At 67.4% G+C, this 20,109-nt stretch carries 18 protein-coding genes; 9 read left to right on the forward strand and 9 right to left on the reverse strand.

What is annotated here, in order from left to right:
• Window position 1: 1 nt before the first annotated feature.
• The 3 genes from HQ325_RS11220 to HQ325_RS11230 all read right to left on the reverse strand — a co-directional run bounded on the left by HQ325_RS11220 (window position 2) and on the right by HQ325_RS11230 (window position 2,471).
• Window positions 2–313 (reverse strand): LuxR C-terminal-related transcriptional regulator, encoded by a 312-nt coding sequence (locus tag HQ325_RS11220; RefSeq protein WP_222629492.1) that lies wholly within the window; start codon window positions 311–313, stop codon window positions 2–4.
• A 167-nt stretch (window positions 314–480) separates the two neighbouring features.
• Window positions 481–1,065: a GNAT family N-acetyltransferase gene (locus HQ325_RS11225; protein WP_222629494.1), complete on the reverse strand. Its 585-nt coding sequence runs from the start codon at window positions 1,063–1,065 to the stop codon at window positions 481–483.
• Window positions 1,062–2,471 (reverse strand): hypothetical protein, encoded by a 1,410-nt coding sequence (locus HQ325_RS11230; RefSeq protein ID WP_222629496.1) that lies wholly within the window; start codon window positions 2,469–2,471, stop codon window positions 1,062–1,064. The genes HQ325_RS11225 and HQ325_RS11230 overlap by 4 nt, the downstream gene beginning before the upstream one ends.
• A 171-nt stretch (window positions 2,472–2,642) precedes the next feature.
• Between HQ325_RS11230 and rpsF the strand changes: the two genes are divergently transcribed.
• The 6 genes from rpsF to dnaB all read left to right on the forward strand — a co-directional run bounded on the left by rpsF (window position 2,643) and on the right by dnaB (window position 10,189).
• Window positions 2,643–2,930: a 30S ribosomal protein S6 gene (gene rpsF, locus HQ325_RS11235; RefSeq protein ID WP_027506019.1), complete on the forward strand. Its 288-nt coding sequence runs from the start codon at window positions 2,643–2,645 to the stop codon at window positions 2,928–2,930.
• Window positions 2,931–3,009: 79 nt separating this feature from the next.
• Entirely contained in the window at window positions 3,010–3,561 is a 552-nt protein-coding gene (locus tag HQ325_RS11240) for a single-stranded DNA-binding protein (protein ID WP_027506020.1), read from the forward strand.
• A 47-nt stretch (window positions 3,562–3,608) separates the two neighbouring features.
• Window positions 3,609–3,851 carry a 30S ribosomal protein S18 gene (rpsR, locus tag HQ325_RS11245; protein WP_027506021.1) on the forward strand — a complete coding sequence of 81 codons (243 nt, stop codon included), beginning with the start codon at window positions 3,609–3,611 and terminating at the stop codon, window positions 3,849–3,851.
• A 14-nt stretch (window positions 3,852–3,865) separates the two neighbouring features.
• Window positions 3,866–4,318 (forward strand): 50S ribosomal protein L9, encoded by a 453-nt coding sequence (rplI, locus tag HQ325_RS11250; protein WP_222629498.1) that lies wholly within the window; start codon window positions 3,866–3,868, stop codon window positions 4,316–4,318.
• Window positions 4,319–4,710: 392 nt separating this feature from the next.
• Window positions 4,711–6,978: a bifunctional SulP family inorganic anion transporter/carbonic anhydrase gene (locus HQ325_RS11255; RefSeq protein ID WP_222629500.1), complete on the forward strand. Its 2,268-nt coding sequence runs from the start codon at window positions 4,711–4,713 to the stop codon at window positions 6,976–6,978.
• A gap of 571 nt (window positions 6,979–7,549) precedes the next feature.
• The gene (gene dnaB, locus HQ325_RS11260) at window positions 7,550–10,189 is read left to right on the forward strand and encodes a replicative DNA helicase (RefSeq protein ID WP_222629503.1); all 2,640 of its coding nucleotides are present in this window, start codon (window positions 7,550–7,552) and stop codon (window positions 10,187–10,189) included.
• Window positions 10,190–10,212: 23 nt separating this feature from the next.
• Here dnaB and HQ325_RS11265 read toward each other — a convergent pair whose 3' ends face one another.
• Window positions 10,213–10,755, reverse strand: coding sequence for a YceI family protein (locus tag HQ325_RS11265; protein ID WP_222629507.1), 543 nt, complete (start codon window positions 10,753–10,755; stop codon window positions 10,213–10,215).
• A gap of 41 nt (window positions 10,756–10,796) precedes the next feature.
• Between HQ325_RS11265 and HQ325_RS11270 the strand changes: the two genes are divergently transcribed.
• Entirely contained in the window at window positions 10,797–11,504 is a 708-nt protein-coding gene (locus HQ325_RS11270; protein ID WP_222629510.1) for a YoaK family protein, read from the forward strand.
• A gap of 6 nt (window positions 11,505–11,510) precedes the next feature.
• Here the strand turns inward: HQ325_RS11270 and HQ325_RS11275 are convergent, their stop codons facing one another.
• Window positions 11,511–12,926 (reverse strand): diguanylate cyclase, encoded by a 1,416-nt coding sequence (locus HQ325_RS11275; RefSeq protein WP_222629513.1) that lies wholly within the window; start codon window positions 12,924–12,926, stop codon window positions 11,511–11,513.
• A gap of 243 nt (window positions 12,927–13,169) precedes the next feature.
• Between HQ325_RS11275 and HQ325_RS11280 the strand changes: the two genes are divergently transcribed.
• On the forward strand, window positions 13,170–13,865 hold the full coding sequence (locus HQ325_RS11280; protein WP_222629515.1) for a YitT family protein: 696 nt from the start codon (window positions 13,170–13,172) through the stop codon (window positions 13,863–13,865).
• Here the strand turns inward: HQ325_RS11280 and HQ325_RS11285 are convergent.
• On the reverse strand, window positions 13,808–14,200 hold the full coding sequence (locus tag HQ325_RS11285) for a hypothetical protein (RefSeq protein ID WP_222629517.1): 393 nt from the start codon (window positions 14,198–14,200) through the stop codon (window positions 13,808–13,810). The genes HQ325_RS11280 and HQ325_RS11285 overlap by 58 nt on opposite strands.
• A 135-nt stretch (window positions 14,201–14,335) precedes the next feature.
• Here HQ325_RS11285 and HQ325_RS11290 point away from each other — a divergent pair, with 135 nt between their 5' ends.
• Entirely contained in the window at window positions 14,336–15,037 is a 702-nt protein-coding gene (locus HQ325_RS11290) for a type 1 glutamine amidotransferase domain-containing protein (protein ID WP_222629519.1), read from the forward strand.
• A gap of 115 nt (window positions 15,038–15,152) precedes the next feature.
• Here HQ325_RS11290 and nuoN read toward each other — a convergent pair whose 3' ends face one another.
• Genes nuoN through nuoL form a run of 3 tightly spaced genes read right to left on the reverse strand, consistent with a single transcriptional unit; the run spans window position 15,153 to window position 20,109 of the window.
• Window positions 15,153–16,682 carry an NADH-quinone oxidoreductase subunit NuoN gene (nuoN, locus tag HQ325_RS11295; RefSeq protein ID WP_222629521.1) on the reverse strand — a complete coding sequence of 510 codons (1,530 nt, stop codon included), beginning with the start codon at window positions 16,680–16,682 and terminating at the stop codon, window positions 15,153–15,155.
• Window positions 16,679–18,226, reverse strand: a complete 1,548-nt coding sequence (locus tag HQ325_RS11300; RefSeq protein WP_222629523.1) for an NADH-quinone oxidoreductase subunit M — start codon at window positions 18,224–18,226, stop codon at window positions 16,679–16,681. The genes nuoN and HQ325_RS11300 overlap by 4 nt, the downstream gene beginning before the upstream one ends.
• Complete coding sequence (nuoL, locus tag HQ325_RS11305) at window positions 18,223–20,109, reverse strand: NADH-quinone oxidoreductase subunit L (protein WP_222629525.1); 1,887 nt, start codon at window positions 20,107–20,109, stop codon at window positions 18,223–18,225. Before nuoL ends, HQ325_RS11300 begins: the two co-directional genes overlap by 4 nt.

Consider the following 20,109-nt stretch of genomic DNA (forward strand, 5'->3'; position numbering starts at 1 on the left):
CTCAGAGTTCGTCGATGTCGATCAGGCCGTCCTGCAGGGCCCGCGCGACCAGGGATGCCTTGGTCGGTGCGGGTCGGCCGACGGCCGCGTACTTCTGACGGATCCGCGTCAGGTGGGTGTTCACCGTTCCGAGCGAGAGGAACATGCTGGCCGCGACGGCCGGCTTGGAATCGCAGCGGAACCAGCTGATGAGAACTTCGATCTCACGAACCGTGAGGCTGGGGCGCTGGTAGGTGGTGCTGTCGGTGTGGCCATCGGTGCGGACGGTGGCCGAGCCGTCCTGATCCGGTCGGCGCCGAGTCGTGGTCGTCACTGGTGTGCCCTTGTTTCTCGTGTCCCTGGTTTCGGTCGATCTGCCGGATTCTTCAGCAGTATCTCACCGAACAGTCGGTTCTGTCATCGTTCCCCGGAGGGTGACGTCGAGTGAACTGTGCCGCACGAGTGCACACATTCTGTAAAACGCGCAGGTCGACGGACGACTCAGCTGCCGATGCGGGTGCGTAGGACTTCCCGCGCGTCCGGCCACTCGTCGTCCGTCATCGAGAACAGCGCAGTGGTGCGCCAGGATCCGTCGATGCGGCGACGGTGCTTGCGCAGAAGACCCTCGAACTGCGCGCCGAGCTTGGAGATCGCCGCACGGGACTGCTCGTTCAGCGCATCGGTGTGCCACTCCACCCGCACCACGTCGGCGGAGCCGAAAGCGTGTTCGAGCAGGAGGAACTTCGATTCGGGGTTGATCCTGGTGCCCTGCGCCGAGCGCGAGAGCCAGGTGTACCCGACGGCGAGGCTCCGGTTGCGGGCGTCGATCTGGTAGTAGGACGTGGTCCCCACCGCGACACCGGTGCGCGTGTCCCGCTGCAGGAACGCCCGCCGCGTCGTGTCCGCGAGCGCGGAATCGATGTACGCGCGGGCAGTCGTGTCGTCGGACACGACGGAGCCGGTCCACCGGAAGATCGCGGGGTCGTCCGCGGCGGCGGCCAGTTCGCCCACGTGATCGATGGTGAGCGGCTCGAGGTGCACGTGCTCGCCGAGCAGGGGACCGGGATCGAACGGCGTGCTGCTCACACGGGTACCTCTGCTTCTGCGTCGGTCCGGCGGCGCGGGGACCGGGTGGGGCCGGCGTCGAGAGTGCGGCGACGGGACCGTGCGAACAGAACGATCAGGACGACCAACAGCACGGCGCGCACCCACACCCCGAACACCACGACATTCTCCTCGATGGTCGCGTCGCTGCCACTCGACAACGCGGCGAAGTAACGGAAGACGCCGACACCGAGTACGACGTCGGTGATCAGGTATGCCGTCACCACGTGCCAGGGAACGTGCAGTAGGACGAAGAACGGTACGAGCCACAGCGTGTACTGCGGTGAGTGCACCTTGTGGAAGAGGAGGAACGTCACGAGCATCACCGCGCTGACCTGCACCCACGGGTAGGTTCCCTCCCCGAGGAATCGGCGCCAGCCGAACCACAGCGCGGCGGCGAACGACACGAGCACCAACATCGGGGAGAGCGTCGAGACCATGTTCTGGTACGCCACCGCGTTCGCGGCGTTCATGTCCGGTGTCGCCGACGGCACGTCGTAGAGGACCCGTAGTCCCCAGTACCAGATGGAGTTGGTGGTGTTGTCGGCCTGCCGCATCGTCTGGAACGCGAACGACGCACGCCAGCCGTCGTAGCCGAGTACCGCGAAGGGCACGTTGACGGCTGCCACGACGGCGCCGGCGACGCCGAGAACCCCGGCCGCTCCCCGGAGGTCGAGTCGTCGGGGCGATCGGCCTGCAGCCCCGGGGGATTCCGTCCCGCCCACTCCCCCCGCCAGGACGTACAGCGCGAGCGGGAGAACGAACGCGCCCGGATAGAGCTTGAGGCAGAAGCCCACCGCGAGAAGTGCCGACGCCACGTACGCCCGACGTCGGAGCGGCATGCGGGTGGACATCACGTACACGGCGCCGACGGCCGTCGCGACGACAGGGAGTTCCCAGTTGTGGAAGGCGTACAGGACCAGTGCGGGGCCGGCCGACCAGAGCAGCGCGACGCGGCCGGCGAGGCGTCCGAGCATCCAGGCCGTCACCGCACCGAACGGTGCGAGCAGGAGCGCCGAGAAGAAGAGGAACTGTGCATCCGTGTGGCTGGCGATCCCGCCTATCCACATGAGAACGCCGCTGAGCACCGGATACTCGACGGTTCCGCCGGTGAGCGTGCCGTCGGCGGAGATGCCACCGGTCAGATAGGGGAACAGGTGCTGGTCGATCCCGCGATCGAGCCACAGGAACTGGATGTCGGAATAGCAGACGGACGAGTACTTGACACGATCGAACGAGAGGCTGCGCCCGGCCTCGTCGAGCGGCGCCCCGGCGCACCGGGCCTTGTTCAGGTAGCCGAGCACCATCGTGATCACCGAGACCGCGGTGACGGTGGCCGCCGTGGCGACACCGGCGCGACCGGAGACGGTCGCGCGGCCGGGGGTCATGAGGACAAGAGTAGGTGCCGCGGACCTCGCACCGTGCTGTCCGCACCATCGATCCGTCGATTTCGTGGTGAGCCGCTGTCCAGGTAGCCTGGACCGGTTGCTGACGCAACGACCCTCCTGTCACGGATCGTCCGTGACCGTTTCACAGTCCATAGGAGGTGATGAGGTCTTATGCGTCATTACGAACTGATGGTCATCCTCGACCCCAATCTCGACGAGCGCACGGTCGCCCCGTCGCTGGATACGTTCCTGAACGTCATCCGCAAGGACGGCGGCAAGGTCGACAAGGTCGACGTGTGGGGAAAGCGCCGTCTCGCCTACGAGATCGAGAAGCACGCCGAAGGCATCTACGCGGTGATCGACATCAACGCGGAGCCCGCCACGGTGTCGGAGCTCGATCGCCAGCTCGGCCTGAACGAATCGGTGCTGCGCACCAAGGTTCTGCGCCGCGGCAAGTGATCCCTCGTGTCACCGTCTCGCCCTAGGCTGACGGCAACCGAGAAGATCATGCGCTGACAAGGCACGAGAAAGAGGAATCATGGCAGGCGAAACCGTCATCACCGTCGTCGGGAACCTGACGGCCGATCCCGAACTCCGATTCACCCCCGCAGGTGCAGCGGTCGCGAATTTCACCGTCGCGTCCACGCCCCGCACGTTCGATCGTCAGTCCAACGAATGGAAGGACGGCGACGCACTCTTCATGCGCTGCAACATCTGGCGCGAGGCTGCGGAGAACGTCGCGGAGTCACTCACCCGCGGAGCGCGAGTCGTCGTCACGGGCCGGTTGCGGCAGCGTTCCTACGAGACGCGTGAAGGCGAGAAGCGCACTGTCGTCGAACTCGAGGTCGACGAGGTCGGTCCCTCCCTCCGCTACGCGACGGCCAAGGTCAACAAGGTCAGTCGTGGCAGCGGCGGAGGCGGCGGCAACAGCGGCGGCGGGTTCGGTGGTTCCTCCGGTGGATCGGGTGGCTCGTCGAGTCGTTCGTCCGGTGGCAGCTCGGGCGGTGACGATCCGTGGGGCAGTGCCCCGCAGGCATCGGGATCGTTCGGTGGCTCCCGTGGCGGCGGCGACGACGAACCGCCGTTCTGATCCGGTACGCACCACACATGCAGTGAATCAAGATTCGGAGATTGTCCATGCCTAAACCGCCGTTGCGCGACAAGGTGATCAAGAAGAAGGTCTGTGCCTTCTGCAAGGAAAAGAACACGTCCATCGACTACAAGGACACGACGTTGCTGCGTAAGTACGTCAGCGACCGCGGCAAGATCCGCGCTCGTCGTGTCACCGGCAACTGCGTCCAGCACCAGCGGGACATCGCCATCGCAGTCAAGAACTCGCGTGAGGTAGCACTGCTGCCCTACGCCGCGACTGCGCGATAAGGGGAAAGGTAACCATGAAGCTCATCCTCACCGCTGATGTCGACAACCTCGGCGCACCCGGAGACACCGTCGAGGTCAAGGACGGCTACGGACGTAACTTCCTGCTGCCCCGTGGGCTGGCCATTGCGGCCACCCGCGGAGCGCAGAAGCAGGTCGAGGGCATCCGTCGTGCCCAGGAAGCTCGCGCCGTGCGCGGGCTGGACCATGCCAACGAGCTCAAGCAGGCCATCGAGGGCCTCACGTCCGTGACGCTGTCGGTGCGAACCGGCGGCTCGGGCAAGCTCTTCGGTGCGGTCACCGCGGCCGACGTCGCCGCTGCCGTCAAGAGCGCCGGTGGCCCGGTGCTCGACAAGCGCAGCATCGAACTGCCGAAGTCGCACGTGAAGTCCACCGGAACGCACCGCATCTCCGTCGCGCTGCACCCCGATGTGACCGCGTCGTTCGACCTCGAGGTCACCGCCTCGTAAGCATCACCTCGCACGCAATACAGAATGCCCCGGCCGATTCTCGGCCGGGGCATTCTGCATTTGCGTGCGTTCTTTTCCTGCCTGCCTCGACCGTCCTCCAGCGCGAGTGAGGCAGTGATTCTGTGCTCGGTGTGTGTTTCCGGGCGGGCCCACTGGCATCGTCCCCGAACCCCGAGGGGAACGCGTCTCGAACACCGTCCGAGGCCGACGGCGTGCCGAAACCTTTACGTACTCTTCACGATGTCTTGACTCATCTGTGGCGAGACCGACGTCTGTCCCTACCGACGTCTGTCCCGACCGAGCCCGACGATGCGCCCGACGAGAGATCGGGCGTCCTGCACCGACGAAACCGCACAGACCCACACCATCAGTGTCCGCCTGGAGGCTTCACCGTGACTGCACAACTCGACCGCCCTGCCGAACCACCCGTCCCCGACCCGAGCCCCTCGCCGCGCGACCGGCTGGCGAGCATCACCCGATACGACGTCCCCGCATCCCTCGTGGTGTTCCTCGTGGCGGTGCCGCTCTCCATCGGTATTGCCGTGGCCTCGGGCGCCCCCGTCATGGCAGGCCTCATCGCGGCCGTCATCGGCGGTATCCTCGCCGGTGCGCTGGGCGGCTCCCCGCTGCAGGTGAGTGGGCCGGCGGCGGGCCTGACCGTGGTGGTCGCCGAGTTGGTGAACCAGTTCGGATGGCGCATCACGTGTCTCATCACGGTGTTCGCCGGCGTGCTGCAGGTGGCACTGGGCCTGAGCCGCATAGCCCGTCAGGCGCTCGCCATCTCGCCGGTGGTGGTGCACGCGATGCTGGCCGGTATCGGTATCACCATCGCACTGCAGCAGATCCACGTGCTGCTCGGCGGTGAGAGCCAGAGCTCTGCGGTCGCCAACATCACGTCCCTGCCCTCCTCGATCCTGAACGCCGAGGCGGCGCCGGTCGCCATCGGCGGCGTGGTCGTCGCGCTGATGCTGCTGTGGCCGCGCATCACCGGCCCACTCGGTAAGGTCCCCGGCCCGCTGGTGGCCGTGGTCGCGGGAACCGGTCTCTCACTGGCCTTCTCGATGAACGTCGAACGAATCGATCTGCCCGGCAACCTGATCGAGGCCGTGGAGTTGCCGGCATTCCCGGACGGGCAGTGGGCAGCGTTCGCGACCGGTGTGCTGACCATCGCGTTGATCGCGAGCGTCGAGAGTCTGCTCTCCGCAGTCGCCATCGACAAGATGCACTCGGGCAGACGCACCAACTTCGATCGCGAACTCATGGGTCAGGGCGCCGCCAACATGGTGTCCGGTGTCGCCGGCGGACTGCCCGTCACCGGCGTCATCGTGCGCAGCGCCACCAACGTCCGATCCGGCGCCCAATCCCCCGCTTCGGCTGTGCTGCACGGTGTCTGGGTTCTCATCTTCTCGGTCCTGTTCATCGGTGTGGTCGAGCTGGTCCCCTACGCCGCACTGGCAGGTCTGCTCGTCATGATCGGTGTGCAGCTGGTCAAGCTCGCGGACATCCGCTCGGCGACGAGGACCGGCGACGTGGTGGTGTACGCGGCGACGGTCGTCGGTGTCGTCACCCTCAATCTGCTCGAGGGTGTGCTGATCGGGCTCGCCATCTCCGTCCTGATGGTGTTGCGCCGCGTGCTGTGGGCACGGGTGCGTGCCGAGCAGCTCACCGAGGACTCCTGGCGCGTCGTGGTGGAGGGATCGCTCAGCTTCCTGTCGCTTCCTCGCCTCACGCGGGTGCTGCAGTCCGTTCCTGCCGGCCGATCCGTGACGATCGAGCTGACCGTCGACTTCCTCGACCACGCGGTGTACGACGCGCTGCACGAGTGGACGAAGCAGTACGAGGCGACGGGCGGCACCGTCGTCGTCGACGAGGTCGGCGCCGTGGACATGGCGTCGGCCACGGCCGGGCCACCGAGACGCATGCCCCACATGCTGTCCGCGCGCACGTTCATGCCGTGGTCGCAATGGCAGACCGTCGACAGCCACTCCGGGCCGTTCACCGCCGACGCCGTCACCCCGGCGGCACTCCGGCCGGTCCTGGCCGGTGTGGAGGAGTACCACCGTCGCAGCGCGTCGTCCATGCGCCCGCACCTCGAGAAGCTGAGCGAGTTCCAGGACCCGGACACGTTCTTCCTGAGCTGTGTCGACTCGCGCGTGCTGCCGAACACGATCACCAGCGCCGGACCCGGAGACCTCTTCACCGTCCGCAACATGGGCAATCTGATCCCGGTCGGCGATCCGGACACCTCGCTCGAGGCGGCTCTGGAGTACGGCGTGAACACGCTCGCCATCAGTTCCGTCGTGGTCTGTGGCCACTCCGGCTGTGGAGCCATGCGAGGGCTGCTCGCGGACGCTCACGACGCCGACGGGGTGGTGGGTGAGTGGCTCTCGCACGGCCGGGCGAGTCTCAGTGCCTTCCGGAGCGGGCACCCCGTCGCGCGGGACGCCGCGGAGCTCGGGTTCTCCGAGATCGACCAGCTCGCCATGGTGAACGTGGCAGTACAGCTGCAGACCTTGTCGCGTCACGCCGTGGTGGGCAAGGCGGTCGCCGAGGGGAGGCTGAAGGTCGTCGGACTCTTCTTCGACATTCCCACGGCGCGGGTCGTGCTCGTCGACGCGGCCTCGGTCACCGAGCTCGATCAGGAGTCCGCACAGAACTGACGACGGTCGCCACGGGGCGCCGCGATGCAGGGCATCGCGGCGCCCCGCCGCATGTCCGGCGGCTGTTATCCGGACCGGATCAGAATCAGTCGTCGGTTTGACCGGTGGATACCGACATGTGACCCAGGTCATGTTGATAACTCCAGCCACGGAGACCTGACACGCCCGGCATGTCAAGTCGGCGGGACACGCCGGGTGCGAATTCATCCACAGAGAGAAAAATTGCGAAATCCCCCTGACGTGCATCGATGGGCACTGTGATCTTGATACTGCACAGGTTCTGCACAGGTGGTCAACACGACTCGCCTGCGTTGTCCACACCCCGTCCACAGATTGCTCAACAGGCCCGTTTGGTGCTGGCGGACCGAGCACCTAACGTCCCTCCGGCACACCATCGACGGGCCTCGTCGACCGCCGGACAGCCGCTCGCGCACGCGCGTGCATTCACGTGTTCGGGCCGTGTCGGAGGCCGGGGGTACAACGTGGTGAGCACGGACTCGGCCGACACGGTCGAGGACGGACGACATCTCCGGGGGCGAGCTTCGGTCGAGCGAGAGGGCGGCGAACATCGGTGGCAGTCGTGGACGATCGGGGAACGAACGACTACCAGGGGCCGTCCGAGGCTCCCGGCGAGGACTTCGGTCGTCAGCCCCCGCAGGACATGGCTGCCGAGCAGTCGGTGCTGGGCGGCATGCTGCTCAGCAAGGACGCCATCGCGGACGTCCTGGAGGTGCTGCGGCCCGGTGACTTCTACCGCCCGGCCCACCAGATGGTCTACGACGCCATCCTCGACCTGTACGGCCGCGGTGACCCCGCAGACCCGGTCACCGTCTCCGCCGAGCTCGAACGGCGCGGCGAGCTCAAGCGCATCGGCGGCCCGCCCTACCTCGTCACGCTGACGCAGACGGTCCCCACGGCGGCCAACGCGTCGTTTTACGCCGAGATCGTCGTCGAGAAGGCGATCCTGCGTCGCCTCGTCGAGGCCGGCACGCGCATCGTCCAGTTCGGCTACGCGGGCGCGGACGGTCAGGACGTGTCCGAGGTCGTCGACCGGGCTCAGGCCGAGGTGTACGAGGTCACCGAACGGCGTACCGCGGAGGACTTCGTCCAGCTCGAGGAACTGCTGCAGCCCACGATGGACGAGATCGACTCCATCGCCAGCCGCGGCGGCATGTCGAACGGTGTCCCCACCGGGTTCACCGAGCTCGACGAGGTGACCAACGGTCTGCACCCGGGCCAGATGATCATCGTCGCGGCGAGGCCGGGTGTGGGCAAGGCGCTCGCCCTCGACACGCCGTTGGCGACGCCCACTGGGTGGACGACGATGGGTGAAGTCGAGGTCGGGGACCACCTCATCGATGCGTCCGGATCTGCGACTCGGGTCGTCGCTGCGACCGACGTGATGGTCGGTCGGCCGTGTTACGAGGTCGAGTTCTCCGACGGCACAGTCATCGTGGCCGACGCGGAGCATCAGTGGCTCACGGATACCCGCGCATCGCGGAACTCGGCGCAGGCTGCGGCTGCTCGATACAACAGGACCAAGAACCAAGGAACGTTCGCCGAGGTGCGAACCACCGAGCAGATCGCCGGTTCGGTCAGGTGCGCGACCAAGGACGCTCGACTGAATCACTCGGTGACCAATGCGAAGCCGATTCAGCGTCCGGACGCGGTCCTTGCCGTCCCTCCCTACACGCTGGGCGCGTGGTTGGGGGACGGCACCAGCGCTTGCGCGCAGATCACCTCCGACGATCCCGAGATCATTGCTCGGATCGAAGGTGAGGGGTTGGTGGCCGTTCGATCCGCAGCTGCTGAGTTGCGATACTCGATTCAGCTTCCCGCACCCGAACCTGTGCAGGCCAAGTTCTGTACGGTGTGCGGAAAACGCTTCGTGCCGTTCTCTTCTCAGGTGCGTACCTGCGGCCGTTCATGCGGTGGCCGGGCTCGTTTCCAGGATGACGTGGTGGATCAGCCGCTGTGCCCGCTCTGCGGTGAGCTGTGCACCGGACTTCGGATGTGCCAGAAGTGCCGAAACGCCTCGGGGACGGTGCAAGCTCGCCTCCGAACACTTGGTGTGTTGAACAACAAGCACATTCCCATGGCGTACCTCAGGTCGTCGGAGTCGCAGCGGCGAGCTGTACTCGCCGGCCTGCTGGACACCGACGGGACCGTCACGGCAGGCGGATCCGCGCAGTTCAGTGTGACCGATGAGCGACTGGCACTCGACGTCGAGGAACTCATCGTCAGTCTGGGGTACCGAGTACATCGATCGACGAAGAGGGTGGCAGGACGCACCGAGGCGTCGTCGACGGCGTTCACACTCACCTTCTCGACCGATGATGTGGTCTTCGGTCTGCATCGAAAGCAGTTGCTGCACAAAGAGCGTCGTGCCTCGTCGAATGTGTCCAGGTCTTCGAGTCGCTTCATCGTCGACGTTCGTCGCGTCGACTCGGTGCCGGTCAGATGTGTCGAGGTCGATAACACGGACCACCTCTATCTCGCCGGTCGTTCGATGGTGCCGACACACAACTCCACTCTCGGAATGGATTTCATGCGCTCGTGCTCCATCAAGCACGGCATGGCCAGCGTCATGTTCTCGCTCGAGATGAGCCGCACCGAGATCGTCATGCGTCTCCTCTCCGCCGAGGCCAAGATCAAGCTCGGCGACATGCGCTCGGGAAAGATGACGGACGACGACTGGACCCGCCTCGCCCGCAGGATGAGCGAGATCAGCGAGGCACCACTCTTCGTCGACGACTCCCCCAACCTCACCATGATGGAGATCCGCGCCAAGGCGCGGCGACTCAAGCAGCGACACGATCTCAAGCTCATCGTCATCGACTACCTGCAGCTGATGTCGTCCGGCAAGAAGGTGGAGTCGCGTCAGCAGGAGGTCTCGGACTTCTCGCGATCGCTGAAGCTGTTGGCCAAAGAGCTCATGGTTCCGGTGGTCGCCATCTGTCAGCTCAACCGTGGTCCCGAGCAGCGTACGGACAAGAAGCCGATGGTCTCCGACCTGCGTGAGTCCGGCTCGCTCGAGCAGGACGCCGACATGGTCATCCTGCTCTACCGGCCGGATGCGACCGAGCGCGACGATCCCCGCGGCGGCGAGGCAGACCTGATCCTCGGCAAGCACCGCAACGGACCCACGGCCACCATCACGGTGGCGCACCAGTTGCACCTGTCGCGCTTCGTCGACATGGCGCGGGGCTAGTCGGCCGGGATCGCCGGGACCGGCTACGAGATCGAGGCGGAGAAGGACACGTCGACGTCGTCGACGACCTTCATCGATCCGAGCAGCTGGGAGTAGGGCTTCACGCCGAAGTCCGTCTGCGTCACCACCGCGTCGAAGGCGACGTGCGTCGTCCCGTCGGAGGTGGAGACCGAAAGGTCGACGGTGTGCTCGCGTGTCACGCCGTGGATCGTCAGCGTGCCGTCGAGACGGTAGCCGTCCTTCGTCGACTCGACGGTGGTCGCGTCGTAGCGGATCTCGGGATGGTCCGACGCGTCCAACGTGCCGAGGGCGTTGGACCGCGCGAGCAACTTCTCGGGGCCGAACATCGGTGTGACGCCGCCCTCGCCGCTGACGACCTCCATGGAGTCGACGCGCACCCGAACCGAGACCGCCGTCGGTGCGCCGTCCGACTCGTCGACGGTGACGCTCCAGTCGCGGAACGCGAGGGTCAGCCGGTGCCCCATCTTCGATGCTCGACCGGTCACCCCGGTGTGGACGTTCAGCGTGCCGTCCGCCGCGGTCAGGGTCCTGCTCGAGGTGGTCATCACCCGACTGTATCCGCGCTGCTGGGGCAGAATGCGTGGCCGTGACCACACATGGCTTCTCGCAGTACGTCGCGCATCCCCGCCACGGGCCGCTGCCGATGATCCTGCTGGCCGTCACGGTCGTCACCGGTGCGATCGACGCGCTCAGCCTGCTGGCTCTCGGTCGGGTGTTCGTGGCCAACATGACGGGCAACGTCGTGTTCATCGGTTTCGCGCTGGGCGGGGCGCCCGGTTTCTCGTTGTGGGGCTCCGTGCTCGCCCTGGTCGGATTCCTGCTGGGCGCGATGGTCGGCGGAACACTGATCACGCGGGCGGGTGGGCGCCGAGATCATCTGCTGCGCAACGCACTCGGGGTCGAGCTCGTCCTCGCGATCGCGTCGCTGATCGCCGCGATCCTCATGGTGGACGGCGCCGGCCGTGGATACCTCATCGTCGTGCTGCTCGCACTGGGGTTGGGCCTGCAGAACGCGGCGGTGCGGCATATCGCCGTTCCGGACATGACCACCACCGTGCTGACGATGGCCCTCACCGGCATCGGGTCCGACCTCCGGAAGCGCGACGGGGCGGCCGTACTGCGTCGACTGTCCTCCGTCGTCGCGATGTTCCTCGGCGCGATCCTGGGCACCGTGGTGGTGCTGCACTCGGGTGTGGTGGCGACGCTGGTGCTCGTGTCCGCGCTGTTCGCGGCGATCCTCGCGGTCGTGTGGGCGGTGGGGCGACGCGAGCGGCCATGGCAGGTCGCCGCCTGACGTCGGTCAGTCGAGGCTGACCGCGACCACCGTGTTCCGGCCGAGTCGCTTGGCGTCGTACAGTGCGTGGTCCGCGGACACGAGCAGCGGCGAGACCGACTGCGGGGCGTAGCTCGTCCAGGTCAACCCGATGCTCACCGTCGCCGTGCGCGACGAGAGTATGTGCAACCGTTCATGATCGCGACGGATGGAGTCGGCGATGGCAGCAGCGTCCTCCTGATCCGCGTGCGGGAGCAGGATCGCGAACTCCTCGCCGCCCATGCGCCCGGCGATCGCGCCGTTCGGTAGGGCGCCCAGGATGCAGGCGGCGCTACGGACCAACGCGATGTCGCCCACGGCGTGGCCGAGGGTGTCGTTGATGGACTTGAAGTGGTCGAGGTCGAGCATGAGCAGCGCGACCGGCCGCGAGTCGGTGATGAGGGTGTCGAGGCGTTGCTGGCTCCGTCGCAGGAAGGCGGCACGGGAGAGGACGCCGGTGAGACTGTCGTACTCGAGGGCCTCGCGCAGCTTGTTCTGCACGGCCATCCGATCCAGAGACACGGCGGCGACCAGCAGCGGTCCGAGTGCGACCAATGCGACGGAGAGCACCGCGGAGGCGCTGTCCTGCACGTCCGCGCTCAGCACTCCACCGATCTGCAGTTCACCGCGTCCGAGAAAGAGCAGCGTCCACGCGGACCACAGTGCGGTGATCAGCGCGGTGCCGAAGATCGGGACCCGCGTGGCGCACCAGAGAAGAGCGGGCAGCGGCAGGGCGAACAACAACGGGCCCTGGACGATGAGTCCGGCCGACATCAGCAGGGCCGTCAGCGCTATCGGCGCCGTCTCCCCTGTGATCAGACGGCGCAGCGTGGGAGGTGCGCTGCGGCGGCGCGGCGTCGAGGCGCGGAAGGACAGCAGTACGGGGACGATGAGCAGGTAACTCGTGAGCTCGGACGCGAACCAGCTCAGAGCGTCGACGGCGGGCGCGTGTGGTCCGAGTCGGCTGCTCGAGAGGGTGGCGACCGTCATCGACAGAAGTGCCGCGACGACGATGCCGACGCACATCCGGGCGAAATTCGCGGACCCGGCGAAGGTCATCGGCTCGGGGTGTCGGCGACGGATCACCAGTGTGCCGCCGAGGACGCCGACGATGTTCGCGATGTTGAACGCGACCGCCGCGTAGACGTCGGTACCCGAGACGAGATCCGCGGTGACGAGGGCGAGCAGTGCTGCGACGGCCGCGGGCGCGGTGAAGGTGCGGGGCCAGCGTACGAAGACGCTCAGCGTGACCGCGTTGGCAACCCATACCGAGGCGAGGAGTCCCGGCGGCCGGGAGTGGATTCCGATGATCGCGGCGATGAAGACGGCGGCGGTCAACAGGGCGAGGTCGGTGGCGGCCCGCGCTGCCGGACTGCGCATGTCCGGCTCGGGTGTCGCAGGCAAGGTCGTCCTTCGCATGGACGGGAACCCCCTGTGACATCTCAGTCGTCCCCAACGGCTTCGTTGTTATCGAGTGCAGTATCCACTACCGCAACCGCACGTGGAGACCGTTGCGACAGACTGCTCACCCGCGGTGATGCGCCGTGCTCGTACGGGTCCCCGGATCGGGTACGGCGGCTGATATTCAGTCCACTGCGGGTCGGTGGACTGCACATCGTGAGGAGGCGGGCGGACAGACTCGACGGCATGAACTCCCGAGACATCGCATGTCGGACGGCCCTGCTCGTGGGCGGTCTGATGCTCTACGGCACGTCGATGGCCATGATGATCACCGGTGGGTTGGGACTCAACCCGTGGGACGTGTTCCATCAAGGGCTCGCCGGTCGGCTCCCGATCAGCTTCGGGGCGATCACGGCGGTGACCGGCGTCGTGGTGCTGCTGCTGTGGATCCCGTTGCGTCAGCGGCCGGGCATCGGAACCGTCGCCAACATCGTCATCATCGCGGTGAGCGTCGACCTCGCGCTGGGATGGCTGCCCGACGTCGCCTCGATGCCGTCACGCGCGGCACTGCTCACCGGAGGGATCGTCCTCAACGGTCTCGCCACTGCGGCCTACATCTCGGCCGGCCTGGGCGCGGGCCCGCGCGACGGTCTGATGGCAGGACTCGTCGCGCGGACCGGACTGTCCGTGCGCCTGGTGCGCACGGCCATCGAACTCGCGGTGCTGGGAACCGGATGGCTCCTCGGCGGCACGGCCGGTGTGGGGACGGTGCTGTACGCGCTCGCGATCGGCCCGCTGGTGCACTTCTTCCTCGGGGTGATGCCCCAGAAGTTCACGGCTCAGAAGTTCACGGCCCGGAAGCGGACGGTGCAAGCAGGAGGGGATCACTCCTCGGTGGAGAGCTCCGAACCGGCCGACAGGATCCCGACCGAGACACCGTAGGGGAGGAAGCGCACCTTGCGATTCGGGTCCACGTTGTCCCGGTGGGCACGCAGCGCATCGAGTTCGGTCGCGAAGACCTGATCGACGCTCGCCGACCCGTCGGAGTCGACGGAGTAGACGGCCCACACCCCGTCGCCCTTCTGACCCGTGGTCTCCGGCTCCGGGGCGGACGTGGGAGCGGCCGACGTGAACATGCCGGCCCACGGAGCGCCTCCGCCGGACTGATCGGCCATCTTCATGGCCTGCCCCAGCATGTCCCGCAGGCCTTCGCCCGCTTCGCGAGCGACGCGCTCGAAGTCCTCGGGATCGAAACCGAACTGTCCTTTGCCGCTCATGGTGTACCTCGCAGAGTGTGGTGTGACGGGCTTTACTCCCTCAACGATCGGTGAGCTTCATCCGTTCCCGGGTCGGCACGGCGCGGACGGGTACACGATGACGGCAAGCATTCCTCGACGAACGGACATCACCGCATGACGAAGCTTCTGTACGTAGTCACCGGATCGGATCACTGGACGCTGAAGGACGGAACCGCGCACCCCACCGGGTACTGGGCGGAGGAGCTCGTCGAGTCGCACCGGACCTTCACCGAGGCCGGCTGGGACATCGTCGTCGCGACGCCCGGTGGTGTGACCCCGACCGTCGACGAGGGATCGCTGGCCGTCGAGGCGAACGGCGGTGACGAGGCGAAGGTCGCCGATCTGAAGTCTTACCTGGAGTCGGTGAAGGACGTGCTCGCGTCACCTGCGCGCCTCGAAGACCAGACGGCGTCGTCGTTCGACGTGGTCTTCGTCCCCGGTGGTCACGGCCCGATGGAGGACCTCGCGGTGTCGGACGACTTCGGCGCCCTGGTCACCGAGTTCCTCGATTCGGGCAAGATCGTGTCGGCCGTGTGCCACGCACCCGCCGCGCTGCTGTCGGCGAAGCGCGACGACGGCAGCTGGCCCTTCTCCGGGTACCAGCTCACGGGCTTCACCAACCAGGAGGAGGAGCAGGCCGGACTGGCCGACAAGGCGCCCTGGCTGCTCGAGACCCGTCTGCGTGACGGTGGAGCGAGCTTCTCGGCGGCGGATGCCTGGTCGCCCCACGTCATCGTCGACCGCACCGTCTACACCGGCCAGAACCCCGCGTCGACCAAGGCTCTGGCGGATCGACTCGTCGCTGCCCTGAGCTGACGGCACCCCCACTGATCCCCCGCGAGTACGTCCATAGGGTCGCGATTCCCCGCCGATTCACGACACTTCGGACGTACTCGCGGGAATTAGGCGGGAACGGGGCGGGAGAAGGGGGTCAGACCATCGCGGCAGCAGCGCGCTCGGCGAGGTCGAGCAGCGGTTGCGGGAAGACCCCGAGCACCACGGTGGCGACGGCCGAGACGGCGACGGCCACGGTCGCACCCGTCCCGTGGGTGATCGTCGCCGAGGGTCCGTCCGGTTCGGTGAAGAACAGCACCACGATGACGCGGATATAGAACGACGCGGCGATGGCGCTGCTGACGACGCCGACGATCACCAGTGCGGCACCGCCGTCCTCGAGTGCGGCCTGGAAGACGGCGAACTTGCTCGTGAAGCCGCTCGTCAACGGGATGCCGGCGAAGGCGAGCAGGAACAGCGCGAAGGCCGCTGCGGTCAGGGGCGACGATCGTCCGAGGCCCGCCCACCGGGACAGTTCGGTGACCTGACCGCCCTGATCCCGCACGAGGGACACCACGGCGAAGGCGCCGAGTGTGCTGAAGGCGTAGGCCGCGAGATAGAACAGCGTGGCGGACACCCCGTCAGCTCCCGCGGAGACACCCGTGAGGATGAAGCCCGCGTGGGCGATCGACGAGTACGCCAGCATGCGCGTGACGTCGGTCTGCGTCACCGCGATGACGGCTCCGACGAGCATGGTGACGATGGCGACGGCCCACAGCATCGGCCGCCACGCGTCCTGGAGATCGGGCACGCCCACGACGAGAATGCGCAGCAGCGCGCCGAAGGCCGCCACCTTCGTGGCCGACGCCATGAACGCGGTCACGGGCGTGGGAGCGCCCTGGTACACGTCGGGGATCCACGAATGAAACGGCACCGCACCGACTTTGAACAGCAGGCCGACGGCCACGAGCCCGACCCCCAGCACGCCGAGAATCTGGTCCCCGTCGGCCACATCGGCGATGTCGTCGAGTCGGACGCTGCCCGCGTAGCCGTAGAGCAGCGCCGTGCCGAACAGGAAGAAGGCCGACGAGAACGCTCCGAGGAGGAAGTATTTGAGCGACGCCTCCTGGGACAGCAGACGCCGACGACGCGCGAGACCGCACAGGAGGTACAGCGGGAGTGAGAGCACCTCGAGCGCGACGAACATGCTCAGCAGATCGTTCGAGGCCGGCAACACCATCATGCCGCCGACGGCGAACAGGGTGAGCGGGTAGATCTCGGTGCGGGTGACCCGGGCGGTGACGGCGCGAGCCTCGGCGACGGTGCCCGGCACCGTGGACGCGGCGGGCGTGAAGGCATCGACGGCGGCCACTTCGGGATGCTCGGACGAACGATGCGCCATCAGTGCGACCGACGCCGCGGACACCGCGACGATGACCCCCTGCAGGAACAATGTGGGCCCGTCCACGGCCACCGACCCCACCGCGGCGACGGTGCTGGTTCCGGCCAGCGCGACGACGGCGGCGAATGCTGCCGCGAGTGCGCCGAGGGCGAGCACGAGATGGGTGACGCGGCGCCGATCGGCGGGAACGAACGCCTCGACCAGGACGCCGATCACCGCGGCCGCCAGCACGATGATCATGGGCGACAGCAGACTGTACTCGAGGGACGGGGTGTCGATGGTCATGGCGCGGCCACTCCTGTCTCGAGTTGCTCGACCGATGTGCGTTCGACGGCCGGCGTGAGGATGTCCAGCGCGGGTCTCGGGTACACGCCGAGCGCGATGACGAGCACGAGAAGTGGTGCGACGACGGCGATCTCGCGCGGCACGAGATCGCGGATCCGTTCCGAGCCGGCGGCGACGGGCCCGGTCATCACCCGTTGATACAGCCACAGCACGTAGACCGCCGAGAGCACGAGTGCCGACGCCGCGATCACCGCCGCGACGCCGTAGCGAGGGAAGGTGCCCACGAGGACCAGGAACTCGCTGACGAACGGGGCGAGGCCGGGAAGCGACAGCGTGGCCAGTCCGGCGACGAGGAACGTCCCGGCGAGCACGGGCGCCACCTTCTGCACACCCCCGTGGTCGGCGATGAGGGCGCTCCCGCGCCGGGTGACGAGGAACCCTGCGACGAGGAACAGTGCAGCCGTCGCGATCCCGTGGTTCACCATGTACAGCGCGGACCCCGCCTGCGACTGGCTCGTCATGGCGAAGATGCCGAGGATGATGAACCCGAAGTGCGAGATCGACGTGTACGCGATGAGGCGCATGATGTCGGTCGCGCCGATCGCCAGCACCGCGCCGTAGACGATTCCGACGACGGCGAGCGTGATCACCACCGGCGCGAACGTCGCCGACGACTCCGGGAACAGCTGCAGGCAGTACCGCAGCATCCCGAAGGTGCCCACCTTGTCGACGACGGCCATCATCAGCACCGCGGTGGCCGGGGTGCTCTCGGTCGCCGCGCCGGGCAACCAGGTGTGCAGCGGCCACAGCGGCGCCTTCACGGCGAAGGCCACCAGGAATCCCAGGAACAGCGCGTTCAGCACGCCGGGAGAGGCGCCGAGCTCGCCCGCCGCCGCGGCGTCCGCGATGGCGCGCAGGTCGAACGTGCCCGCCGAGAAGGGACTCGCATCCGAGGCCGTGACGACGTACAGGCCGATGACCGCCGCCAGCATGACGAGCCCGCCCGCGAGGTTGTAGAGCAGGAAGGTCACCGCGGCGGAGCGCGCACGTCCGGCATCACGGCCGAAGCCACCGATGAGGAAGTACATCGGCACGAGCATCGCTTCGAAGAAGAGATAGAAGAGCAGGATGTCGAGGGAGACGAACGAGACCATGACCATCGACTCGACGACGAGGATCAACGCGACGTAGGTGTGGGTGCGGCGTGAGCGCGACGCGGGCGGGGTGTCGTTCCACCCGGCCAGCAGGAGGATCGGGACCAGCACCGCGGTCAGCAGTACGAGAGTCAGTGCGATGCCGTCGATCCCGAGTGTGTAGCCCGCACCGAAGCTCGGGATCCACTCGTGCTGCTCCACGAACTGGTATCCCGGCGCGCCCGCCTCGAATCCGATCGCACACAGCACGGCGAGGATCAGCACGACGCACGATGTCGTGAGTCCCACCGCGCGGGCGGCCGGAGACCGGGTGGGCGGCACGGCGATCACGGCCAGCGCTCCGATCAGCGGGACGAGCCAGAGGGCGCTCAGCACAGGGAGACCGGTCATCGCGTCACTCCCAGTGCGACGGTCAGGGCCACGACCACCAGGACGGCTCCGGCGAACATCGAGAGGGCGTACGACCGGACGAACCCGTTCTGCCACCGGCGTAGTCGGGTGGAGGACTCCCGGACCGCGGTGGCGACGGCACTCACCACTCCCTCGACGCCGACGCGGTCGGCGGTGACCACCGCGGCGGTCGCCCGCTGACCCGGCCGCATGAAGACGGCCTCGTTCACCGCGTCCCCGTACAGATCTCGGCGGGCGGCCGCGGTGAGGACCGACCCCGTGGGTGCGGTCACCGGGATCGCCGATCGGCCGTACATGCGCACGGCCACGCCGACACCCGAGGCGACGGTCACCAGCACCGCGAGGGTGACGACCCACGCGGGTACGAGGTGTGCGGGGTCGTATTCACCGACGACCGGGGCGAGCCATACCTCCAATCGGGTGCCGATCGCGAGAAGCGCACCGGCACCGACGGATCCGACGGCCAGCACGATCATCGGGCCGGTCATGCTCGCGGGCGCCTCGTGCGGGTGGACTCCGCTCCGCCACCGCCGCTCGCCGAAGAACGTGAGGATCATGACCCGCGTCATGTAGAAGGCGGTCAGTCCCGCGCCGACCAGGGTGGCCGCGCCGAGCGCCGCACCCTTCGCACCGCCGGCGTCGATCGCGGCCTCGATGATGCCGTCCTTCGAGAAGAACCCCGAGAACGGTGGGACACCGATGATGGCGAGATAGGCCAGCCCGAACGTCACGTAGGTGATCGGCAGGAGTGTGCGTAGTCCGCCGTACCGCCGCATGTCCGTCTCGTCGTTCGTCGCGTGCATCACGGACCCGGCGCCGAGGAACAGGCCGGCCTTGAAGAATCCGTGCGTGAGCAGGTGCAGGATCGCGACCGCGTACCCGGCGGGGCCGAGGCCGGCCGCGAGCACCATGTACCCGATCTGGCTCATCGTCGACGCGGCCAGAGCCTTCTTGATGTCGTCCTTCGCGCAGCCGATGACGGCCCCGAAGAGCAGCGTCACGGCGCCGACCAGCACGACGACGTTCTGGGCGGCCGGGGACGCCTCGAAGACGGGCCCGGACCGCACGATGAGGTAGACACCGGCGGTGACCATCGTCGCGGCGTGGATGAGCGCCGAGACGGGCGTCGGACCCTCCATCGCGTCGCCCAGCCACGACTGCAGTGGCACCTGCGCCGACTTGCCGCACGCGGCGAGCAGGAGGACGAGGCCGAGTGCGGTCGCGGTGCCGTCGCCCATGCCGTCGACCCCGGCGAACACGTCGTCGTACGAGACGGATCCGACGGACGAGATCATGATCATCAGCGCGACGGCCAGTCCGATGTCGCCGACACGATTGACGACGAACGCCTTGCGTGCGGCCGAGGCCGCCGACGGCCGGGTGGACCAGAACCCGATCAACAGGTACGACGCGAGGCCCACGCCCTCCCATCCGACGTACAGGCCGAGGAAGTTGTCCGCCATGACCAGCAGCAGCATCGCGGCCACGAACAGGTTGAGGTACGCGAAGAAACGGCGGCGCGCGGGGTCGTCTCGCATGTATCCGATCGAGTACACGTGGATCAGGGTTCCGACGCCGGTGATGAGCAGCACGAAACACACCGACAGCTGGTCGAGGCGGAGACCGAACTGGATCTGCAGCGACTCGATCGGGATGTAGGTGAAGACCGTGTGCGAGAGCGCACGGTCCTCCGCCGCCCGCCCGGCCATGTCTACGAAGGCGACGACGGCCAGCGCGAACGACGCGAGCATCGCCGCGCAGGCGAGCAGGTGGCCCCACGCATCGCTCCGGCGTCCGCCCAGCAGCAGCACTGCGGCTCCGGCGAGGGGAACCAGCGGCAGCAGAACGAGAGTCGTCGCCAT

This window comes from Rhodococcus sp. BP-349 (genome assembly GCF_019835845.1).
GTDB lineage: Bacteria > Actinomycetota > Actinomycetes > Mycobacteriales > Mycobacteriaceae > Rhodococcoides.

Bases quoted from the DNA above. Each gene is read 5' to 3' on its own strand.
- HQ325_RS11230 (WP_222629496.1), bottom strand. From the start codon at position 2,471: ATGACCCCCGGCCGCGCGACCGTCTCCGGTCGCGCCGGTGTCGCCACG.
- rpsF (WP_027506019.1), top strand. From the start codon at position 2,643: ATGCGTCATTACGAACTGATGGTCATCCTCGACCCCAATCTCGACGAG.
- HQ325_RS11240 (WP_027506020.1), top strand. From the start codon at position 3,010: ATGGCAGGCGAAACCGTCATCACCGTCGTCGGGAACCTGACGGCCGAT.
- rpsR (WP_027506021.1), top strand. From the start codon at position 3,609: ATGCCTAAACCGCCGTTGCGCGACAAGGTGATCAAGAAGAAGGTCTGT.
- rplI (WP_222629498.1), top strand. From the start codon at position 3,866: ATGAAGCTCATCCTCACCGCTGATGTCGACAACCTCGGCGCACCCGGA.
- HQ325_RS11265 (WP_222629507.1), bottom strand. From the start codon at position 10,755: ATGACCACCTCGAGCAGGACCCTGACCGCGGCGGACGGCACGCTGAAC.
- HQ325_RS11280 (WP_222629515.1), top strand. From the start codon at position 13,170: ATGAACTCCCGAGACATCGCATGTCGGACGGCCCTGCTCGTGGGCGGT.
- HQ325_RS11285 (WP_222629517.1), bottom strand. From the start codon at position 14,200: ATGAGCGGCAAAGGACAGTTCGGTTTCGATCCCGAGGACTTCGAGCGC.
- HQ325_RS11290 (WP_222629519.1), top strand. From the start codon at position 14,336: ATGACGAAGCTTCTGTACGTAGTCACCGGATCGGATCACTGGACGCTG.
- nuoN (WP_222629521.1), bottom strand. From the start codon at position 16,682: ATGACCATCGACACCCCGTCCCTCGAGTACAGTCTGCTGTCGCCCATG.
- HQ325_RS11300 (WP_222629523.1), bottom strand. From the start codon at position 18,226: ATGACCGGTCTCCCTGTGCTGAGCGCCCTCTGGCTCGTCCCGCTGATC.
- nuoL (WP_222629525.1), bottom strand. From the start codon at position 20,109: ATGGCGACGACTCTCGTTCTGCTGCCGCTGGTTCCCCTCGCCGGAGCC.